Origin of the sequence: Streptomyces sp. NBC_00224 (assembly GCF_041435195.1) — a bacterium.
Classification (GTDB): domain Bacteria; phylum Actinomycetota; class Actinomycetes; order Streptomycetales; family Streptomycetaceae; genus Streptomyces.
In genome coordinates this window covers 2,194,710-2,212,522 of sequence record NZ_CP108106.1, presented here as the reverse complement: position 1 = coordinate 2,212,522, position 17,813 = coordinate 2,194,710, and the positions used below count along the sequence as shown (strand labels likewise).

The following is a 17,813-nucleotide window of genomic DNA, read 5'->3' as shown; positions in this document are numbered from 1 at the left end:
TCATGAGCAAGATCCTCATCCGTGGTGCGAAGGTGCTGGGCGGCGAGGTCCAGGACGTCCTGATCGACGGCGAGACGGTCGCGGCCGTCGGCACCGGGCTCTCCGACGAGGGCGCCCGGGTGATCGACGCGGCGGGCCAGATCCTGCTCCCCGGTCTCGTCGACCTCCACACCCATCTGCGCGAGCCGGGCCGCGAGGACTCCGAGACCGTCCTGACCGGCACCCGGGCCGCCGCGCGCGGCGGGTACACCTCGGTGTTCGCCATGGCCAACACCTTCCCGGTCGCCGACACCGCGGGCGTCGTCGAGCAGGTCTGGCGGCTCGGCCGCGAGCACGGCTACTGCGACGTGCAGCCCATCGGCGCCGTCACCGTCGGCCTGGAGGGCAAGCAGCTCGCCGAGCTCGGCGCGATGCACGACTCGGCCGCCGGGGTCACCGTCTTCTCCGACGACGGCAAGTGCGTGGACGACGCCGTGATCATGCGCCGCGCCCTGGAGTACGTGAAGGCCTTCGGCGGCGTCGTCGCCCAGCACGCCCAGGAGCCCCGCCTCACCGAGGGCGCCCAGATGAACGAGGGCATCGTCTCGGCCGAGCTCGGCCTCGGCGGCTGGCCCGCCGTCGCCGAGGAGTCGATCATCGCGCGCGATGTGCTGCTCGCCGAGCACGTCGGCTCCCGGGTGCACATCTGCCACCTCTCCACGGCCGGCTCGGTCGAGATCGTCCGCTGGGCCAAGTCGCGCGGCATCGACGTCACCGCCGAGGTCACCCCGCACCACCTGCTCCTCACCGACGAGCTGGTCCGCTCGTACAACCCGGTCTACAAGGTGAACCCGCCGCTGCGCACCGAGGCCGACGTCATGGCGCTGCGCGAGGCGCTCGCGGACGGCACGATCGACATCGTCGCCACCGACCACGCCCCGCACCCGCACGAGGACAAGGACTGCGAGTGGGCCGCGGCCGCCATGGGCATGGTGGGCCTGGAGACCGCGCTCTCCGTCGTCCAGCACACGATGGTCGACTCCGGCCTGATGAACTGGGCCGACGTCGCCGACCGCATGTCGGTCAAGCCCGCCAGGATCGGCGGCGCCGAGGACCACGGCCGCCCCGTCTCGGCAGGCGAGCCCGCCAACCTCACGCTGCTGGATCCGGCATACCGTGGTCCCGTGAACCCCGCGGGCTTCGCCTCCCGCAGCCGCAACACCCCGTACGAGGGCCGCGAGCTGCCGGGTCGCGTCACCCACACCTTCCTGCGGGGCAGGGCGACGGTCGTGGACGGGAAGCTGGCATGACATCTGCACTCTTCAATCTCGGCGTACAGACGCTGGCCGATGAGCAGAAGTCGGCAGAGGTGACGCACTGGGGGGCCCGGATCGCCTGGGTCGTCGGCGTGCTGATCTTCATCGGCCTCGTGTACTGGCTGATGCGCCAGGGCTGGAAGTGGCGCGGCACCCTCCAGTCGGACCTGCCCGAGCTGCCCGCCGTGCCCAAGGCGACCGGCCCGGCGACACTGAGCATGAGCGGCCGCTACCACGGCTCCACCACGGCCGGGCAGTGGCTCGACCGGATCGTCGCGCACGGTCTGGGCGTACGCAGCAAGGCCGAGCTCACCCTGACGGCCGAGGGAGTGAACGTCGTACGCCCCGGGGCGAACGACTTCTTCATCCCGGCCGAGGCGCTGCGCGAGGCCCGGTCCGAGAAGGCCATCGCCGGAAAGGTCCTCCCGGAGGGCGGCCTGCTGGTCGTCACCTGGGCGCACGGCGACAAGCTGATCGACTCCGGCTTCCGCTCCGACCGGGCGGCCGAGCACGCCGCCTGGATCGAGGCCATCAACTCCATGAACCACCCCACCACCACGACGGAAGGCGCCGCACGATGACGACCTCCACCAGAGGAGCCAAGGCTCCCGCAGTACTCGTCCTGGAGGACGGCCGTACGTTCCACGGCCGCGCCTACGGGGCCGTGGGGGTGACCTTCGGCGAGGCCGTGTTCTCCACCGGCATGACCGGCTACCAGGAGACCCTCACCGACCCGTCGTACCACCGCCAGGTCGTCGTGATGACCGCGCCGCACGTCGGCAACACCGGCGTCAACGACGAGGACCCCGAGTCGCAGCGGATCTGGGTCGCCGGATACGTCGTGCGCGACCCCGCGCGCGTGCCCTCCAACTGGCGCGCCAAGCGCTCGCTCGACGAGGAGCTGCGCCGGCAGGGCGTCGTCGGCATCTCCGGCATCGACACCCGCGCCCTGACCCGCCATCTGCGCGAGCGCGGCGCGATGCGCGTCGGCATCTTCTCCGGCAACGCGCTGCCCGACGCGGGCACCATGCTCGCCGAGGTCCGCCAGGCCCCCGAGATGCAGGGCGCGGACCTCTCCGCCGAGGTCGCCACCAAGGAGGCGTACGTCGTCCCGGCGATCGGTGAGAAGAAGTTCACCGTGGCCGCCGTCGACCTCGGCATCAAGGGCATGACCCCGCACCGGATGGCCGAGCGCGGCATCGAGGTGCACGTGCTGCCCGCGACCGCCACGGTGGAGGACGTGTACGCGGTGAACCCGGACGGCGTGTTCTTCTCCAACGGCCCCGGCGACCCGTCCACCGCCGACGGCCCGGTCTCCGTGATGAAGGCCGTCCTGGAGCGGAAGACGCCGCTGTTCGGCATCTGCTTCGGCAACCAGATCCTGGGCCGCGCGCTCGGCTTCGGCACGTACAAGCTGAAGTACGGCCACCGCGGTATCAACCAGCCCGTGCAGGACCGCACGACCGGCAAGGTCGAGGTCACCGCGCACAACCACGGATTCGCCGTCGACGCCCCGCTCGACGAGGTCTCCGACACCCCCTTCGGCCGCGCCCAGGTCTCCCACGTCTGCCTCAACGACAACGTGGTGGAGGGCCTCCAGCTGCTCGACCAGCCGGCCTTCAGCGTCCAGTACCACCCCGAAGCCGCCGCGGGCCCGCACGACGCCGCGTACCTGTTCGACCGCTTCGTAGAGCTCATGGAGGGCCAGCGTGCCTAAGCGCACCGATATCCAGTCCGTCCTGGTCATCGGCTCCGGCCCGATCGTGATCGGTCAGGCAGCGGAGTTCGACTATTCGGGTACCCAGGCCTGCCGTGTTCTGAAGGCCGAGGGTCTGCGGGTCATCCTGGTGAACTCCAACCCGGCGACGATCATGACGGACCCGGAGATCGCCGACGCCACTTATGTCGAGCCGATCACTCCGGAGTTCGTCGAGAAGATCATCGCGAAGGAGCGGCCCGACGCGCTGCTGCCGACGCTGGGCGGTCAGACCGCGCTGAACACGGCGATCTCCATGCATGAGCAGGGTGTGCTGGAGAAGTACGGTGTCGAGCTGATCGGCGCCAATGTCGAGGCGATCAACAAGGGCGAGGACCGTGACCTGTTCAAGGGCGTCGTCGAGGCCGTCAAGGCGAAGATCGGCTACGGCGAGTCCGCCCGCTCGGTGATCTGCCACTCGATGGACGACGTCATCGCCGGCGTCGAGACCCTCGGCGGCTACCCCGTCGTGGTGCGCCCCTCGTTCACCATGGGCGGCGCCGGTTCCGGTTTCGCGCACGACGAGGAGGAGCTGCGGCGCATCGCCGGGCAGGGCCTGACGCTGTCCCCGACCACCGAGGTGCTCCTGGAGGAGTCCATCCTGGGCTGGAAGGAGTACGAGCTGGAGCTGATGCGTGACACCAGGGACAATGTGGTGGTCGTCTGCTCCATCGAGAACTTCGACCCGATGGGTGTGCACACCGGTGACTCGATCACGGTGGCCCCGGCGATGACGCTGACCGACCGCGAGTACCAGCGGCTGCGTGACATCGGTATCGCGATCATCCGCGAGGTGGGTGTGGACACCGGTGGCTGCAACATCCAGTTCGCCATCGACCCCGCTGACGGGCGGGTCATCGTGATTGAGATGAACCCGCGTGTCTCGCGGTCCTCGGCGCTAGCCTCGAAGGCGACGGGCTTCCCGATCGCGAAGATCGCTGCGAAGCTCGCCATCGGTTACACGCTGGACGAGGTCCCCAACGACATCACCGAGAAGACCCCGGCGTCCTTCGAGCCGACCCTTGACTATGTCGTGGTCAAGGCCCCCCGTTTCGCCTTCGAGAAGTTCCCCTCCGCCGACTCCACGCTGACGACCACCATGAAGTCGGTGGGCGAGGCGATGGCGATCGGCCGGAACTTCACCGAGGCGCTGCAGAAGGCGCTGCGCTCGCTGGAGAAGAAGGGCTCGCAGTTCACCTTCGTCGGCCCCATCGGCGACAAGGATGAGCTGCTGCGCGAGGCGGTCCGCCCGACCGACGGCCGCATCAACACCGTCATGCAGGCCATCCGCGCCGGCGCCACCCAGGAAGAGGTCTTCGACTCCACGAAGATCGACCCGTGGTTCGTGGACCAGCTCTTCCTGATCAAGGAGATCGCGGACGACCTCGCCGCTGCCGAGAAGCTGGACCCGGAGATCCTTGCGGAAGCGAAGCGGCACGGCTTCTCGGACGCCCAGATCGCCGAGATCCGCGGCCTGCGCGAGGACGTGGTGCGCGAGGTCCGCCACGCGCTGGGTGTGCGTCCGGTCTACAAGACGGTCGACACCTGCGCTGCCGAGTTCGCCGCGAAGACCCCGTACTTCTACTCCTCCTACGACGAGGAGTGCGAGGTCGCGCCCCGCGAGAAGCCCGCGGTGATCATCCTGGGCTCGGGTCCGAACCGTATCGGCCAGGGCATCGAGTTCGACTACTCCTGTGTGCATGCCTCGTTCGCGCTGAGCGAGGCGGGCTACGAGACGGTGATGGTCAACTGCAACCCGGAGACCGTCTCCACCGACTACGACACCTCCGACCGCCTCTACTTCGAGCCGCTCACCCTCGAAGACGTGCTGGAGATCGTCCACGCCGAGACGCTGGCCGGTCCCGTCGCGGGCGTCATCGTGCAGCTCGGCGGCCAGACCCCGCTGGGCCTGGCGCAGGCGCTCAAGGACAACGGCGTCCCGGTGGTCGGCACCCCGCCGGAGGCCATCCACGCCGCCGAGGACCGCGGCGCCTTCGGCCAGGTCCTCGCGGAGGCCGGCCTGCCGGCCCCCAAGCACGGCACCGCCACCACCTTCGCGGGTGCGAAGGCCATCGCGGACGAGATCGGCTACCCGGTGCTGGTGCGCCCCTCCTATGTGCTGGGCGGGCGCGGCATGGAGATCGTCTACGACGAGACCCGCCTTCAGTCCTACATCGCGGAGTCCACCGAGATCTCCCCGACCCGTCCGGTCCTGGTCGACCGCTTCCTGGACGACGCCATCGAGATCGACGTGGACGCGCTCTACGACGGCACCGAGCTCTACCTCGGCGGCGTCATGGAACACATCGAGGAGGCCGGTATCCACTCCGGCGACTCGGCGTGCGCGCTGCCCCCCATCACGCTCGGCGGCTTCGACATCAAGCGCCTGCGCGCCTCCACCGAGGCCATCGCCAAGGGCGTCGGGGTGCGCGGCCTGATCAACATCCAGTTCGCGATGGCCGGGGACATCCTCTACGTCCTGGAGGCCAACCCGCGCGCCTCCCGCACCGTGCCCTTCACCTCGAAGGCGACCGCGGTGCCGCTCGCCAAGGCCGCCGCCCGTATCTCGCTGGGCGCCACCATCGCCGAACTGCGCGCCGAGGGCCTGCTGCCGAGGAACGGCGACGGCGGCACGCTGCCGCTGGACGCGCCGATCTCCGTCAAGGAGGCCGTCATGCCCTGGAGCCGCTTCCGTGACATCCACGGCCGCGGCGTGGACACCGTGCTCGGCCCGGAGATGCGCTCCACCGGCGAGGTCATGGGCATCGACTCGGTCTTCGGCACCGCCTACGCCAAGTCCCAGGCCGGCGCCTACGGCCCGCTGCCCACCAAGGGCCGCGCGTTCATCTCGGTCGCCAACCGCGACAAGCGCTCGATGATCTTCCCGGCGCGCGAGCTGGTCGCCCACGGCTTCGAACTCCTCGCCACCTCCGGCACCGCCGAGGTCCTCAAGCGCAACGGCATCAACGCCACCGTCGTGCGCAAGCAGTCCGAGGGCGAGGGCCCCAGCGGCGAGAAGACCATCGTCCAGCTCATCCACGACGGCCAGGTCGACCTCATCGTCAACACCCCCTACGGCACCGGCGGCCGCCTCGACGGCTACGAAATCCGCACCGCCGCCGTCGCCCGCAGCGTCCCCTGCCTGACCACCGTCCAAGCCCTCGCAGCCGCCGTACAAGGCATCGACGCACTCAACCACGGTGACGTGGGCGTCCGTTCGCTCCAGGAACACGCGGAACACCTGACCGCGGCCCGCGACTAGCAAACGCCCGAGGGGGACACCGGAATCCGGTGTCCCCCTCCGCATGAGGACTCCGACATGTACAAGCTGTTCTTCAACCTGGTCTTCAAGCGGATGGACCCGGAGCAGGCCCACTACCTGGCCTTCCGCTGGATCCGCCTCGCCGCCCGGATCCCCGTCCTGCGCACGTTCGTCGCGGCCGCGCTCGCGCCCCGCTTCGAGGAGCTGCGCACCGAGGCGTTCGGCCTGCGGATGCACGGCCCGTTCGGCCTCGCCGCGGGCTTCGACAAGAACGCCGTGGCGATCGACGGCATGTCGATGCTCGGCTTCGACCACATCGAGATCGGCACGGTCACCGGCGAGGCCCAGTCCGGCAACCCCAAGAAGCGGCTGTTCCGGCTGGTCCAGGACCGCGCGCTGATCAACCGCATGGGCTTCAACAACGAGGGTTCGGCGGCCGTGGCCGAGCGCCTGGCGGCCCGTAAGGCCGTCTTCCGTACGACGGTCGGCGTCAACATCGGCAAGACCAAGGTCGTCGCCGAGGCGGACGCCGCCGCCGACTACGTGAAGTCGACCGAGCGGCTCGCCGCGCACGCCGACTACCTCGTGGTGAACGTGTCCTCCCCGAACACGCCCGGGCTGCGCAACCTCCAGGCGACCGAGTCGCTGCGGCCGCTGCTCACCGCAGTGCGCGAGGCCGCCGACCGCACGGTGACCTCCCGGCGGGTGCCGCTGCTCGTCAAGATCGCCCCGGACCTCGCGGACGAGGACGTCGACGCCGTCGCCGACCTCGCGGTCGAGCTCGGCCTGGACGGCATCATCGCCACCAACACGACCATCGCGCGCGAGAGCCTCGGCCTGAAGTCGGACCCGGCGCTCGTGAAGGAGACCGGCGGCCTCTCCGGCGCCCCCCTCAAGGAGCGCTCCCTGGAGGTCCTGAGCCGCCTCTACGCGCGCGTGGGCAACTCGATCACCCTGGTGGGCGTCGGCGGCATCGAGACGGCCGAGGACGCCTGGCAGCGGATCCTGGCCGGGGCCACCCTGGTCCAGGGCTACAGCGCCTTCATCTACCAGGGCCCCTTCTGGGGCCGGGCGATCCACAAGGGCCTCGCGGCCCGGCTCGCCGCCTCCCCGTACGCCACTCTCGCCGAGGCCGTCGGCGCCGAGACCCGAAAGGCCGTGAAGTGACTCTTCCCTTCGGCGCGCGGCTGCGCCACGCCATGGACGAGCGCGGTCCGCTCTGCGTCGGCATCGACCCGCACGCCTCGCTGCTCGCCGACTGGGGCCTCGGTGACGACATCGCGGGCCTGGAGAGGTTCTCCCGTACGGTCGTGGAGGCCCTGGCCGACCAGGTGGCCGTCTTCAAGCCGCAGGCGGCGTTCTTCGAGCGCTTCGGCTCGCGCGGCATCGCGGTCCTGGAGCGGACCGTGGCGGACGCCCGCGCGGCCGGAACCCTGGTCCTGATGGACGCCAAGCGCGGTGACATCGGCTCCACCATGGCCGCGTACGCCGAGACCTTCCTGCACAAGGACGCGCCGCTGTTCTCCGACGCGCTCACCGTCTCGCCCTACCTCGGCTACGGCTCGCTGGGGCCCGCCGTGGAGCTGGCCCGCGAGAGCGGCGCCGGGCTCTTCGTGCTCGCCCTGACCTCCAACCCGGAGGGTGCGGAGGTGCAGCGCGCGGTGCGCGAGGACGGCCGCACGATCGGCGCGACCATGCTGGCGCACCTGGCGGACGAGAACGCGGGCGCGACCCCGATGGGCTCGTTCGGCGCCGTGGTGGGGGCGACCCTCGGCGATCTGTCGGCCTTCGACCTCGACATCAACGGGCCGCTGCTCGCTCCGGGCATCGGCGCGCAGGGCGCGACGGCCGCGGACCTTCCCGCGGTGTTCGGCGCGGCCGTCCGCAACGTGGTCCCGAACGTCAGCCGAGGTGTTCTGCGTCACGGTCCCGACCTCGCGGGACTGCGGGATTCGGCCGCCCGTTTCGCGGACGAGATCCGTACGGCGGTGGCCTCGGCCTAGCGGCGTGCGCGCCCTTCGCCGGAGTCCGCGCGCCAAAGGTTGACGCAATCCTTACCCAAAACCGGGGTGTTATGTCGCGAATGTCCTGGTCGGCAGAGGCTGACCAGGACTTTTCGTCTGTTCTCGCTGACTGGAGCGGTCCTGGCCGCTAGTCTCCGACGAGAGCAGAGACGAGCGAACGGACATTGTTCGCCGCTCGTTGCTCGCCTGGTGTGGAGCGCCTAGGTTCCGCACCGGTCCGTATCCGACAGTTCGACATCCGAGGTGACGTAGGCGTGGCTCTTCCGCCCCTTACCCCTGAACAGCGCGCAGCCGCGCTCGAAAAGGCCGCCGCGGCTCGCCGGGAGCGGGCCGAGGTCAAGAATCGACTCAAGCACTCCGGCGCCTCCCTCCACGAGGTCATCAAGCAGGGCCAGGAGAACGACGTCATCGGCAAGATGAAGGTCTCCGCCCTGCTTGAGTCCCTGCCCGGCGTGGGCAAGGTCCGGGCCAAGCAGATCATGGAGCGGCTGGGGATCTCCGAGAGCCGCCGTGTGCGGGGTCTCGGCTCCAACCAGATCGCATCCCTTGAGCGCGAGTTCGGCGGTGCGGGGGCCTGACGTCCCGGGCACCCCCGGGAAGCTGGAATAATCGCTGCATGGCAGCTACACCCCGGGGGTCATCCCCCGTACCCCCGGACGCACGTCCGCGGCTGACCGTGCTCTCCGGCCCCTCCGGGGTCGGCAAGAGCACGGTCGTCGCTCATATGCGCAAGGTTCATCCCGAGGTCTGGCTCTCGGTGTCGGCGACGACCCGCAAGCCGCGCCCCGGCGAGCGCCACGGCGTTCACTACTTCTTCGTGGACGACGAGGAATTCGACAAGCTGATCGCCAATGGCGAACTGCTTGAGTGGGCCGAATTCGCGGGCAACCGCTACGGCACACCGCGCCGCGCCGTCCTGGACCGCCTGGAGGCAGGCGAGCCGGTCCTCCTGGAGATCGATCTCCAGGGCGCCCGGCTGGTGCGCGAGTCGATGCCCGAGGCACTGCTCGTCTTCCTGGCCCCGCCGAGCTGGGACGAGCTGGTCCGCCGGCTCACCGGCCGGGGGACCGAGGCGCCCGACGTCATCGAGCGTCGGCTGGCGGCCGCGAAGGGGGAATTGGCCGCAGAGTCGGAGTTCGATACGACGCTGGTCAATACCTCCGTCGAGGATGTGGCGCGCGAGCTGCTAGCCTTGATGAAAGTTGTTTGATCTTTATTCCCCTTCGGAAGGCAGACGTGTCCTCTTCCATCACCACGCCCGAGGGCATCATCAACCCGCCGATTGATGAGCTGCTCGAAGCAACCGACTCGAAGTACAGCCTCGTGATCTACGCCGCCAAGCGCGCGCGCCAGATCAACGCTTACTACTCGCAGCTCGGTGAGGGCCTGCTGGAGTACGTCGGCCCCCTGGTGGACACCCACGTCCACGAGAAGCCGCTCTCTATCGCGCTTCGCGAGATCAACGCGGGTCTGCTGACCTCCGAGGCCATCGAGGGCCCGGCTCAGTAAGGCCTCCGTTTCATCTGACCACAGGCCCGGCAGCGCGACTGCCGGGCCTGTGGTGTGTCATAGGGGGGGTACGTATCCGAATGCGGGGAGACGCGGTGGACAAGCCGAAGGTCGTTCTGGGGGTCAGCGGTGGGATCGCCGCCTACAAGGCGTGCGAGCTGCTGCGCCGGCTGACCGAGTCCGGGCACGACACGCGTGTGGTGCCGACCGCGTCGGCGCTGCACTTCGTGGGTGCGGCCACCTGGTCGGCGCTCTCCGGGCACCCGGTCTCCACCGAGGTCTGGAACGACGTCCACGAGGTGCCGCACGTGCGGATCGGCCAGCAGGCCGACCTCGTGGTGGTCGCCCCCGCCACCGCCGACATGCTGGCCAAGGCGGCCCACGGCCTCGCCGACGACCTGCTCACCAACACCCTGCTCACCGCCCGCTGTCCGGTCGTCTTCGCACCCGCGATGCACACCGAGATGTGGGAGCACCCCGCCACCCAGGAGAACGTGGCGACGCTGCGCCGCCGGGGCGCGGTCGTCATCGAGCCCGCCGTCGGCCGCCTCACCGGCGTCGACACCGGCAAGGGGCGCCTCCCCGAGCCCGCGGAGATCTTCGAGGTCTGTCGTCGGGTGCTTGCCCGGGGCACCGGCGAGCGGGACCTGGAGGGCCGCCATGTGGTGGTCAGCGCGGGCGGCACGCGTGAGCCGCTGGACCCGGTCCGCTACCTGGGGAACCGTTCCTCCGGGAAGCAGGGGTACGCCCTGGCCCGCACGGCCGTCGCCCGGGGGGCCCGGGTCACGCTGATCGAGGCCAACACCGGGCTGCCCGACCCGGCCGGGGTGGACGTCGTCCGGGTGGGCACCGCTGTGCAACTGCGGGAGGCGGTGCTGAAGGCCGCCTCGGAGGCGGACGCGGTGGTCATGGCGGCCGCCGTGGCCGATTTCCGGCCGGAGTCGTACGCCGCCGGGAAGATCAAGAAGAAGGACGGCCAGGAGCCCGCGCCGCTCGCCCTGGTCCGCAACCCCGACATCCTCGCCGAGCTCTCCGCCGACCGGCCGCGCCCCGGCCAGGTGGTCGTCGGCTTCGCCGCAGAGACCGACGACGTCCTCGCCAACGGCCGCCTGAAACTCCGGCGCAAGGGCTGTGACCTGTTGGTCGTCAATGAGGTGGGGGAGCGCAAGACCTTCGGCTCGGAGGAGAACGAGGCGGTCGTGCTGGCCGCCGACGGAGCCGAGACCCCGGTTCCGTACGGGCCCAAGGAAGCGCTCGCGGACGTGGTGTGGGATCTTGTCGTCCCGCGTTTCGCATAAATTCACGTGCGCCTTCACGGCCGCCCGAAACCCGCCAAATACCGGCCCCGGAGCCTCTGGCGAGGGCCGATCTTCGTACCGCAGAATGCGGTGTCGCAGGTCACAGAGCTTTCAATGTGCGAGACAAGTGGCCCAGTGACCGGTACCGACCGATAAACTGGTCGTGGAACGACGTCGGGCGCAGCCTCCGACCCGTCCCACCCATGATCAGCCAGCAGCCGCTGCAACCCCAGGGAGCGTTGTGTCCCGTCGTCTGTTCACCTCGGAGTCTGTGACCGAGGGTCACCCCGACAAGATCGCTGACCAGATCAGCGACACGATCCTCGACGCGCTTCTGCGCGAGGACCCGACGTCCCGTGTCGCCGTGGAGACCCTGATCACCACGGGTCTGGTCCACGTCGCGGGCGAGGTCACGACCAAGGCGTACGCGCCGATCGCCCAGCTCGTCCGCGACAAGATCCTGGAGATCGGGTACGACTCGTCGAAGAAGGGCTTCGACGGCGCGTCCTGCGGCGTCTCGGTCTCCATCGGCGCGCAGTCCCCGGACATCGCGCAGGGCGTCGACACCGCGTACGAGAAGCGGGTCGAGGGCGACGAGGACGAGCTCGACAAGCAGGGCGCCGGCGACCAGGGCCTGATGTTCGGCTACGCGTGCGACGAGACGCCCGAGCTGATGCCGCTCCCGATCCACCTGGCGCACCGCCTCTCGCGCCGGCTGTCCGAGGTGCGCAAGAACGGGACCATCCCCTACCTGCGCCCCGACGGCAAGACCCAGGTCACCATCGAGTACGACGGCGACAAGGCCGTCCGCCTCGACACCGTCGTCGTCTCCTCGCAGCACGCGAGCGACATCGACCTGGACTCGCTGCTCGCCCCGGACATCCGCGAGTTCGTCGTCGAGCACGTGCTCAAGCAGCTCGTCGAGGACGGCATCAAGCTGGACACCGACGGCTACCGCCTGCTGGTCAACCCGACCGGCCGCTTCGAGATCGGCGGCCCGATGGGCGACGCCGGTCTGACCGGCCGCAAGATCATCATCGACACGTACGGCGGCATGGCCCGCCACGGCGGCGGCGCCTTCTCGGGCAAGGACCCGTCCAAGGTCGACCGCTCCGCGGCGTACGCGATGCGCTGGGTGGCGAAGAACGTCGTCGCCGCCGGCCTCGCGGCCCGCTGCGAGGTCCAGGTCGCGTACGCGATCGGCAAGGCCGAGCCGGTCGGTCTCTTCGTCGAGACCTTCGGCACCGCCACGATCGACACGGACAAGATCGAGACCGCCATCGCCGAGGTCTTCGACCTCCGCCCGGCCGCGATCATCCGCGACCTCGACCTGCTCCGCCCGATCTACGCCCAGACCGCGGCGTACGGCCACTTCGGCCGTGAGCTTCCCGACTTCACCTGGGAGCGCACGGACCGCGTGGACGCGCTGCGCAAGGCCGCGGGTCTGTAGGCGAACCCCTGTACGACAGCCCCGGATCTCGATGGTCCGGGGCTGTCGCGCGTTCGGCTCACCCTGATCCGTCCACCGGGGGCTCATTCGATGGCGCCTCCGGCTCCTGGTCTTGCGACCCCGGTCCTCCGACGCGGCGCTTGATGGCCTCCGCAGCCTCGCCCTTCCCGTGCTTCTCGGCGACATCGGCGAGCCGTTCCGCAAACAGCAGCAGGTCAGGGTCTTCCGGCCCGAAGCCGAACCAGCTCAGCAGATCGTCCACCAGGACCTCGGATCCCGTACCGGAAGCCTCCGAGGTGAACGGTTCTGCCGAGTCGGCGTCCGCCGACGGCTGTTCCGCCGCAGCGGGATCCGCCTGGGGCTGTGGAGGGAACAGATGCTGGAACTGCGGAGCGACCTCCTCGTTGTTGGCCGCGGCGGTCAGCCGGGCGAGGACACCGATACGGTCGACGGCCCCTTCGATGTGCTCCTCGTTCCGCGACAGCCACCAGACGACCGCGCTGCCGGTGTCCTTCAGGACGTCGCCGCCGAGATAGGCGCGCTTGTTGCGCTCATGATTGCGCTGGTGTTCCCATACGTCCTCGTTCTTGCGTACGGCGGACAGCTTGGCCAGCCGTTCCCGGTCCGTGTCGGGGAGGCTCAGCGAGACGTCTCGCGCCATGGCGAGTACGCGCCCTGTGACGTCCGGCTGCATCATCCCCAGGGCGCCGTCCAGCGCGTGTTGCGCCAGTTTGCTCCGGGTGGGTGGCTGCTCCACGGTGATCTCCCGGGCCCGCTTGAGGACGGCGTCGACGGCCAGTCCGGCGGGGTTGATGAGGGGTGCACCGTCGGGTGGGTCCAGCAGGGTCCAGCGGACCGTGGCCGAGAACACAAAGTCGTAGTCGGCGACAACGCTGGGGAGGGCCACTTCGCCGACCCGCTGCTCCTGGCGTGGAGCCGGGGGAATCGGAAGATCGGGTTCCAGTGTGTATTCACGTGGAAAGTCCCCGCCGTCCCCGCCGATGATCCGATGGATCGCCACAGCGGCGGCGACCAGGAGAACCCCTAGTGCGGGCCAAGCCCAGTAGGGCCAGTGCAGGGCGATTCCCGTGATGACGAGAATCAACCCCGACAGCAGAGTGACGAAGACGGTCATGGTCTTGCGGCCGGAGCCCATCGCATTCCTCCCCCGGGAAGTGGTGTCAGACGGTGGTGCCCAGGGTCTCGAGACCCTGAGCGGAATTGATCTTCTGGAACAGGCGTCCGCTCACGTCGTCATGGTGCGCGGATCGATACCGCCCGGATCGTTCCCACTCACGGGCGACCCGATAGAGGCTGCCGAGCGAGGCGGGTGAGTGCCCGCACGCCGCGACGAGTACGTCCAGCAACCGGTCTCGGTCGAGGCCGTCGGTTCGGTACGCGAACCAGTGCTCCGCGTACGGACGCCAGCTGTCGACCGGGAGTCTGCGGAACGCCGCCGCCCACCCTGCGGTCAGGCCGCCCCGTACATCGGGGGCTCCCAACAGGCGTACAGACGTGGAGAGTTCGAGAAACAGAATGAGATCCCTCTTCCAGCGCCCGTCCGGCAGATCGCGCCCGATGCGCTGGAGGAGCAGGCGGTACATGGTGCTGTCGGCGCGTGCGAGGCCGAGCAGCGCTGTGCGTGCCGTGGCGGCGACCGGGCCTTCCGCCCGATGGTCGAGGTGGTGCAGACGCACCAGTGCCTGATGCGGATGGGTACGCCGCATCGCCTCCGAGCAGACCAGGACAAGCACCTGCTTGAGGTTCGGCGGAAGGGCGTGATTCGTCGACCACTCGTAGATCTGCCGACGGAAGAGCTGTCCGAACTGCTCGTGCGACAGGCCGTGGACCAAAGCCTGTACCGCGTCCGGGATGAGCCGTGGGTGACCGCCGTCGCCGGTCCAGGATTCAGCCAGCCAGAGCAGGTCCTGAGGGCGCCCGGCCGCGAGGCACTGCTCGGCGAAGCGCGTGATCACCTCCTCGTGCGCCGCTTCGTCGAGCCCGGTCCAGGAGACGCACTGGCCGACCCATCGGCGCAGCTGCTCGCTCAAATCCGGGAAGTATGTCCAGAAGTGCGTGCGGACGGCCTGGTCGTAGTTGTGGGTCCGGAACTGTACGAGCCCATCGGCGCGGGTCTCGGCGCCGAGCGCGGTGAATTCCGCGTTGAGGTCGGCGTGTTCCAGCCGCGGTCGTTCGTCGGGCGGGTGCGAGAGGGTATTGAGCAGCGCTGACGCGCCATGGAACACCGTTGCCGGTGATGACCCGTGGAACATGGCCAGCGCGAGCAGCAATGCCCGCTCCCGGCCCGCACTGTGGGCGGCGATGTCGGCCGCGACTTGGGCGCTGTGGTCTGCCAGCCGCTCCAAGGCATGGTCGCGCCACCCCGGGAAGCCGCCTGGCACGCCATCGTCTCGGAAGCGTCGGATCCGGTCGGCGAGGTCGGCCACGTCGCGCAGTGGAGCCCTCGCCAGGTAGGTGGTCAGCCTCCGCGTGGTCAGCTCTGTCGAGTCCGGGCGTATGTCGTCCCGCTGCAGATGTCTGCTCAGAACGTCCCGGGCCGACGGTCGGCCTATTTCCACGGTGTGGGGCTTCAGATCGCTGCGCTGCAGATAGGCGAGGTGCTGCGGAAGCACCAGTGCGAGATGGGCGCTGCGCTCGATCAGCTTCGCGTGGAAGTCGTGCAGACGTTCCTGGACGGAGAGGTAGCGCGTCTCGTCGATGACGGACAGATCCAGGAGCAGCCGGTCGCCCTCGTGGACGGCCACGGCCTCCAGCGTGGACCCTTCGTCGTCCTCGGTGTCCGGCAGCTCGTAGAAGCCGCCCGCTCCTGGTGGCAGTTCATGCAGCAGCATCAGCGCGGTGGCGCGCCTTCCGGCACCCGGCGGGCCCGCGACCAGGACCAGGGAATGTCGGTCGAGGAGGTCACGTGCCTCGCGCATGCGTGGAGGGTGCACAAACCGTTCGGAGAGCCGCTTGCGTGCGTCTTCGGTGATGCTCCGGCGGCCCGGTCCCGCCCGATCGCGGACCCTCTCCGCAGCGGCCGCGAGATAGAAGTTGTACTGACTTCCCTCGCCCGTGTGGACAGCACCACCCGCTTCGCCGATGTACGCGCCCACATACTCGCTCACCAGCCGACCTGATCGGTCGGCAGGCCGTTGATCTGGTCTCCCGAGCCCGTGTGCAGGGGACCGTGCGACTCGTTGACGAACGTACCGACATCGCCGTTGACGTTGCCGATGCCGCCGCTCTGTCCCCTGTTCCGGACGTCCGGGCGTACGGAACGTCGCTTCGCCGGGCGGTCGGCAGCGCGGCGTCGGTCCACCGCGGCCAGCTCCGGCACCTGGCGCACCAGGCGGTCGCCGATCCGGGCGAGATCGGTGTCGGCTGTGCGGGTGGAGACGAGCCGTTCGTACTGGCACTCGGCGAGTCCCGCCAGCGACTTGGGCAGCCGCAGCCGCTCGATCTGCTCCTGCTGCCGTCCCACCAGCACGGGAACGACGAGAACGCCCGAGGCGAAAGCCTCCTCGATCTCACGCCGCACCCAGTCCTTCGGATTCTCCAGTGCCCGGTGGCCGGGGCGTTCCCGGTCCGGAGCATCAAGCCACTTTGGGCCGATGAGAGCGAGCAGGACCCGACTGCGGCGGACGCCGTTGATGAGTGCGTCGTTGTAGTCGGCACCCAGGTCGATGGATTTCTGGGCACGGAAGATGCTCTCTGAACCGAACCTGACCGAAAGCTGGGTGTCGCAGATGTACGCGGCCTCCTTGCCGCCACCCTCGGTGCGGTAGTTGAGGAAGAGCTCATGCACGGGAATGTCCCTTCGATGATTGGGTTGTGCTTGTCTGTGCGGCTCTCGGGTGCCTAGGGCACCGGTTGAGTCAGGGCTGTGCTCAGACGGGGCATGGTGGCGCGCACCTGGGCGTTGCCGGGGTGCCGTCCCAGGACCTTGGCGAGGCGCCGCAGATCGGCGACGATGGTCGCCGAACCAACCGCTCCGACAGTGGCGAGTACCTCGGTGGTGATCGCGCAGGCGTGGTCGATCTCTCCCGCTGCCGCATGAGCGAGTGCGCGGCGCACGCCGTAGCGCGAGCGTGTCCGCAACGCATGCGCGGGGATACGAGCGGTCTCCCGGTCGAGCAGCTCGGCTGCTCGCTGCGGCCGACCGAGGTCGTGGAGACACCATCCGGTGAACATCTCCACGACGTCCGGGACGTGCGACGCGCCCAGCACGGGTGCTTCGGAGTGGCGGGCCGCGAGGGCGAGCAGTTCCCTGGCGCGGTCCAGGCTGCGCAGGGTCGCGTCGTAGTCGCCCTCGACCGCGCGGCATTGAGCCAGGTGCTGTGCGGCGAGGCCGCGTACCCGAGGGGGTGCTCCACTGCGCAGTGCAGCGCCGGACAGTTCGACGGCTTGTGCCGTGTCGCCGCCGTACAGACATATCAGCGAGCGCCTGACCAGCGCGTACGACGCCAAAGTGGTGTCGTCACCGCCCTGCGCCAGGTGGACGGCCCGGTCCGTCCACCACAGCGCGGCGGAGTCGTCGCCCGCCTCCTGCGCCATCCACCCCGTGTATTCGGCATACCGGGAAGCCAAGACGAGCAGCTCGCGCCGGGTGTGGGTGCCGACTCGGCCGGCCAGCCGCTCCAGGGAATGTGCCTGGGCTATCAGAGAGGGCAGGACGCTTCCCGGCCCGGCTGCCTGACCGATGCGACGGAACTGGTCGAACAGCACCCGGGAGGCCTCCACCAGGGTCGCGGCCCCGGTTTCCACCGCGAGGAGCTCATCGCCGATGTGCAGCGAGAAGATCGAAGCGGCCCCGGCGGTCATGACGCTGCGGCGCTTGACCGGCTGGAAGGAACTGGTGCCGTCCTTGTCCAGGTACATCAACCACACCTCATCGTCGCCCTCGGGAGTGGGGAGCGGTTTGCGGGAAACCGGGGGTGGAAGCAGCCGGGCCAGTGAGCCTCCGGCGTTGAGCTCCGCGTCGCACAGCCGCGCCAGCTCGGGGCTGGGGCGTTTGAGGCCACGTTCCACCTTGCTCAGCTGCGCTTTGCTGTAATGCACGCGTTTGCCCAGTCGTTCAAGGGAGAACTGGGCCTCCAGGCGCCTTCGGCGAAGTTCTTGCCCGAAGCCGAACTCCTGCGGGTGCTCCTGCATGGCTACCTCCGTCGCTTCCCGTCCGTGCGGCCGGAAGCGACGCGAATCAGCGTGCGGCAGCCGAC

15 protein-coding genes are annotated in these 17,813 nt (G+C 69.4%); 11 read left to right on the top strand and 4 right to left on the bottom strand.

The features are described 5' to 3' along the window. The first annotated feature begins 2 nt into the window (after nt 1-2). From OG965_RS09815 to metK, 11 genes are all read left to right on the top strand, one after another. Nucleotides 3-1,289, top strand: a complete 1,287-nt coding sequence (locus tag OG965_RS09815; protein ID WP_371651216.1) for a dihydroorotase — start codon at nt 3-5, stop codon at nt 1,287-1,289. Further along, on the top strand, nt 1,286-1,876 hold the full coding sequence (locus OG965_RS09810; protein ID WP_371651214.1) for a hypothetical protein: 591 nt from the start codon (nt 1,286-1,288) through the stop codon (nt 1,874-1,876). The genes OG965_RS09815 and OG965_RS09810 overlap by 4 nt, the downstream gene beginning before the upstream one ends. Then, nucleotides 1,873-3,012 (top strand): glutamine-hydrolyzing carbamoyl-phosphate synthase small subunit, encoded by a 1,140-nt coding sequence (carA, locus tag OG965_RS09805; RefSeq protein ID WP_371651211.1) that lies wholly within the window; start codon nt 1,873-1,875, stop codon nt 3,010-3,012. The genes OG965_RS09810 and carA overlap by 4 nt, the downstream gene beginning before the upstream one ends. Next, the gene (gene carB / locus OG965_RS09800) at nt 3,005-6,313 is read left to right on the top strand and encodes a carbamoyl-phosphate synthase large subunit (protein WP_371651209.1); all 3,309 of its coding nucleotides are present in this window, start codon (nt 3,005-3,007) and stop codon (nt 6,311-6,313) included. The genes carA and carB overlap by 8 nt, the downstream gene beginning before the upstream one ends. Before the next feature lie 57 nt (nt 6,314-6,370). After that, nucleotides 6,371-7,480 carry a quinone-dependent dihydroorotate dehydrogenase gene (locus OG965_RS09795; protein WP_371651207.1) on the top strand — a complete coding sequence of 370 codons (1,110 nt, stop codon included), beginning with the start codon at nt 6,371-6,373 and terminating at the stop codon, nt 7,478-7,480. After that, complete coding sequence (gene pyrF, locus OG965_RS09790; RefSeq protein WP_371651205.1) at nt 7,477-8,316, top strand: orotidine-5'-phosphate decarboxylase; 840 nt, start codon at nt 7,477-7,479, stop codon at nt 8,314-8,316. Before OG965_RS09795 ends, pyrF begins: the two co-directional genes overlap by 4 nt. 275 nt (nt 8,317-8,591) lie before the next feature. Then, nucleotides 8,592-8,915 (top strand): integration host factor, encoded by a 324-nt coding sequence (locus OG965_RS09785; RefSeq protein ID WP_030493613.1) that lies wholly within the window; start codon nt 8,592-8,594, stop codon nt 8,913-8,915. A gap of 38 nt (nt 8,916-8,953) precedes the next feature. Next, a complete protein-coding gene (gene gmk / locus OG965_RS09780) occupies nt 8,954-9,547 on the top strand; it encodes a guanylate kinase (RefSeq protein WP_371651203.1) in 594 nt (197 codons plus the stop codon). A 26-nt stretch (nt 9,548-9,573) separates the two neighbouring features. Beyond that, complete coding sequence (rpoZ, locus tag OG965_RS09775; protein ID WP_003970369.1) at nt 9,574-9,846, top strand: DNA-directed RNA polymerase subunit omega; 273 nt, start codon at nt 9,574-9,576, stop codon at nt 9,844-9,846. 80 nt (nt 9,847-9,926) lie between these two features. Next, nucleotides 9,927-11,144 carry a bifunctional phosphopantothenoylcysteine decarboxylase/phosphopantothenate--cysteine ligase CoaBC gene (coaBC, locus tag OG965_RS09770; protein ID WP_371651200.1) on the top strand — a complete coding sequence of 406 codons (1,218 nt, stop codon included), beginning with the start codon at nt 9,927-9,929 and terminating at the stop codon, nt 11,142-11,144. 241 nt (nt 11,145-11,385) lie between these two features. Continuing rightward, on the top strand, nt 11,386-12,594 hold the full coding sequence (gene metK, locus OG965_RS09765) for a methionine adenosyltransferase (protein WP_371651198.1): 1,209 nt from the start codon (nt 11,386-11,388) through the stop codon (nt 12,592-12,594). A gap of 58 nt (nt 12,595-12,652) precedes the next feature. Here the strand turns inward: metK and OG965_RS09760 are convergent, their stop codons facing one another. The 4 genes from OG965_RS09760 to OG965_RS09745 form a co-directional block, all read right to left on the bottom strand. Beyond that, a complete protein-coding gene (locus OG965_RS09760) occupies nt 12,653-13,750 on the bottom strand; it encodes a hypothetical protein (RefSeq protein ID WP_371651195.1) in 1,098 nt (365 codons plus the stop codon). A gap of 25 nt (nt 13,751-13,775) precedes the next feature. Continuing rightward, nucleotides 13,776-15,533 (bottom strand): hypothetical protein, encoded by a 1,758-nt coding sequence (locus tag OG965_RS09755; protein ID WP_371651193.1) that lies wholly within the window; start codon nt 15,531-15,533, stop codon nt 13,776-13,778. A gap of 185 nt (nt 15,534-15,718) precedes the next feature. Beyond that, nucleotides 15,719-16,402 carry a TIR domain-containing protein gene (locus OG965_RS09750; RefSeq protein ID WP_371651191.1) on the bottom strand — a complete coding sequence of 228 codons (684 nt, stop codon included), beginning with the start codon at nt 16,400-16,402 and terminating at the stop codon, nt 15,719-15,721. A gap of 53 nt (nt 16,403-16,455) precedes the next feature. Beyond that, on the bottom strand, nt 16,456-17,748 hold the full coding sequence (locus OG965_RS09745) for a helix-turn-helix domain-containing protein (RefSeq protein ID WP_371651189.1): 1,293 nt from the start codon (nt 17,746-17,748) through the stop codon (nt 16,456-16,458). Nucleotides 17,749-17,813 lie beyond the last annotated feature (65 nt).